Origin of the sequence: Pseudomonas sp. CM25, assembly GCF_013179705.1 — a bacterium.
Lineage (GTDB): Bacteria > Pseudomonadota > Gammaproteobacteria > Pseudomonadales > Pseudomonadaceae > Aquipseudomonas.
Map to the genome: position 1 here is coordinate 1 of NZ_JABMCW010000563.1, position 2,181 is coordinate 2,181.

The 2,181-nt window shown below is 61.1% G+C and carries 4 protein-coding genes; 3 read left to right on the forward strand and 1 reads right to left on the reverse strand.

Going from position 1 to position 2,181, the window contains the following annotated elements; all coding sequences use genetic code 11:
• The 3 genes from HP546_RS29425 to HP546_RS29435 form a co-directional block, all read left to right on the forward strand.
• Nucleotides 1-544: FAD-dependent oxidoreductase (locus tag HP546_RS29425; protein ID WP_172233145.1), on the forward strand; the 544-nt coding region annotated here is incomplete at its 5' end.
• Nucleotides 545-731: 187 nt separating this feature from the next.
• The gene (locus HP546_RS29430) at nt 732-1,031 is read left to right on the forward strand and encodes an HU family DNA-binding protein (protein ID WP_172233148.1); all 300 of its coding nucleotides are present in this window, start codon (nt 732-734) and stop codon (nt 1,029-1,031) included.
• A gap of 148 nt (nt 1,032-1,179) precedes the next feature.
• Nucleotides 1,180-1,554: a helicase gene (locus tag HP546_RS29435; RefSeq protein WP_172233151.1), complete on the forward strand. Its 375-nt coding sequence runs from the start codon at nt 1,180-1,182 to the stop codon at nt 1,552-1,554.
• 136 nt (nt 1,555-1,690) lie between these two features.
• Here the strand turns inward: HP546_RS29435 and HP546_RS29440 are convergent.
• Nucleotides 1,691-2,181: HDOD domain-containing protein (locus HP546_RS29440; protein ID WP_172233154.1), on the reverse strand; the 491-nt coding region annotated here is incomplete at its 5' end.

The window sequence follows — 2,181 nt, forward strand, 5'->3', positions numbered from 1 at the left end:
CCACCTTGGCCCGGTGCTGACCCGCCTGCAGCAGGCAGCTCATGGCCTGGAGGCGCATCTGTCGGATGGCAGCGTGATCGCCTGCGACCTGGTGGTCTCGGCCATCGGCCTGCGCCCGCGTACCGACCTGGCCGCCGCCGCCGGCCTGCAGATCAACCGCGGCGTAACTGTCGATCGCCAGCTGCGCACGTCGCACGCCAATATCTACGCGCTTGGCGACTGTGCCGAGGTCGATGGCATCAACCTGCTTTATGTAATGCCGCTGATGAGCTGTGCCAGGGCCCTCGCGCAAACCCTGAGCGGGACACCGACGGCGGTTGCCTACGGGCCGATGCCGATTACCGTAAAAACCCCTGCTTGCCCACTGGTCGTTTCGCCGCCGCCTCAGGGCCGCGAAGGTACCTGGCAGGTAGAGGGGCAGGGCAGTGACCTCAAGGTGCTGTGCCTGGATGCCGACGGCAAACTGCTGGGCTACGCACTGACGGGTGCAGCCGTGATGGAAAGGCTGGCGCTGAATCGCCAACTGCCGCCGCTGATGGCGTAAACAGCGGTCGTTCTGTCGGTTTTATCCTGTTGTTGCCTGCACAATGGCCGCCCAGATACTGGCGCGGCCCCGGTGCACGTGCCATTCTCACTTCCGTCTGCCGCAGATTAGAGCCTGCGGTGCCTTGAGCGCTGCTCCCCGAGGCAGCACGGCATAACAACAAGAATTCCGTCAAAGAGGCTTCACTATGCGCAAACCAGAACTCGCCGCAGTCATCGCCGAAAAGGCCGATCTGACCAAGGAAAAGGCCAATCAGGTTTTGAACGCGATTCTCGACAGCATCACCGGTGCCCTGGACAAGGACACCGTGACCCTGGTCGGTTTCGGCACCTTCGAAAAACGCCATCGCGGCGCGCGTACCGGCAAGAATCCGCAGACGGGTGAGCCGGTCAAGATCAAAGCCAGCAATACCGTGGCCTTCAAACCAGGCAAAAACCTGAAGGACAGCGTCAACGTGCCTGCCAAGCCGGCCAAGAAGGGCAAGTGATCGCTGCCTGACTATCCCAGTGTCAGCCAAACGGGCGCCCCAGAGCGCCCGTTGTGCTTTCTGAAGGCAAAATGCTTCGAATTTGCGTAAATAGTTCTGGAAGAGGATAAACTGCGCGCCTTAGTCATTTTTAATTCGAGGCGCGTTGATGAAGTTCCGCTTTCTTCTCTGGGCCATGGGGCTGTTGATGGCCAGGGCCAGCCGTAAAAACCCGGCATTCCAGCAGCAGCTCAAGGGCAAGGACCTGGTGTTCCAGATGCAGACTCTGGACGGCAAGGTCGCCCGGCACTTCATCGTCAGTAACGAGCGGATTGGCAGTAAAGGCGGTGCACACCCGCAGCCGGCCTTCGCCATTGCGTTCAAGGACGCTGCCTATGGCTTTGCCACCCTGCAGGCGAGCAACAAGCAGTTGGCGTTCATGCAGGGGATTCAGGACAAGAATATCCAGATCAAGGGCAACCCGGCGCTGGTGATGTGGTTTCAGGGCTTGATGAAATACCTGAAACCGAAGAAGAAGGGCTGAAATTTGTATGGGGCTGCCTTGCAGCCCAATCGCCGGCAAGCCAGCTCCTACAGGTTCGGTACACGCCTGAGGGAAGTGGTGTTCCTGTGGGAGCTGGCTTGCCGGCGATTGGGCCGCAAAGCGGCCCCATTTGATGTCAGTGCGGTGTGTGGAACTGCGAGGCCAACTCCCGCAACAGGCTCTCGGCTTCGAGCACCTTGTTCACCACGTCGTCTGCCTTGTTCCGGGTAATCCCCAGCCGCTCCAGCAGCTCGTCAGGTATCTCTTCCTGCGGCCCCGAGCCAATTCCTCGCGAGCGCAGCAGGCGGGTTGCCAGGCACACCAGGTTGGGGAATGCAGCATACGCGCCGTCATAAGCAGGGTCGTGCTGGAAGCGCAGCGCGGTCTGGAGTTCTTCCGGCATGTCCCACAGCTTCATCAGCCATGCGCCGATCTGCTCGCGGCTGATGCCCAGCAGGTGCTGTTCTACATAGGTGTGGTGCAGGTGCGGGTTGACCTCCAGGTGGCGGCAGATCAGCGAAAAGTGTGGCGGGAACACGTGCGCCAGCAGCAGGTAGCCAAAGTTGTGCAGCAGGCCGGCCAGGTAGGTCAGGCCCGCCTCGGGGCGTTCAGCCCGTGGCATGGCGC

What these genes read in the sequence shown, in the direction of transcription:
- HP546_RS29430 (WP_172233148.1), top strand. Translation starts at nt 732, where the DNA reads ATGCGCAAACCAGAACTCGCCGCAGTCATCGCCGAAAAGGCCGATCTG.
- HP546_RS29435 (WP_172233151.1), top strand. Translation starts at nt 1,180, where the DNA reads ATGAAGTTCCGCTTTCTTCTCTGGGCCATGGGGCTGTTGATGGCCAGG.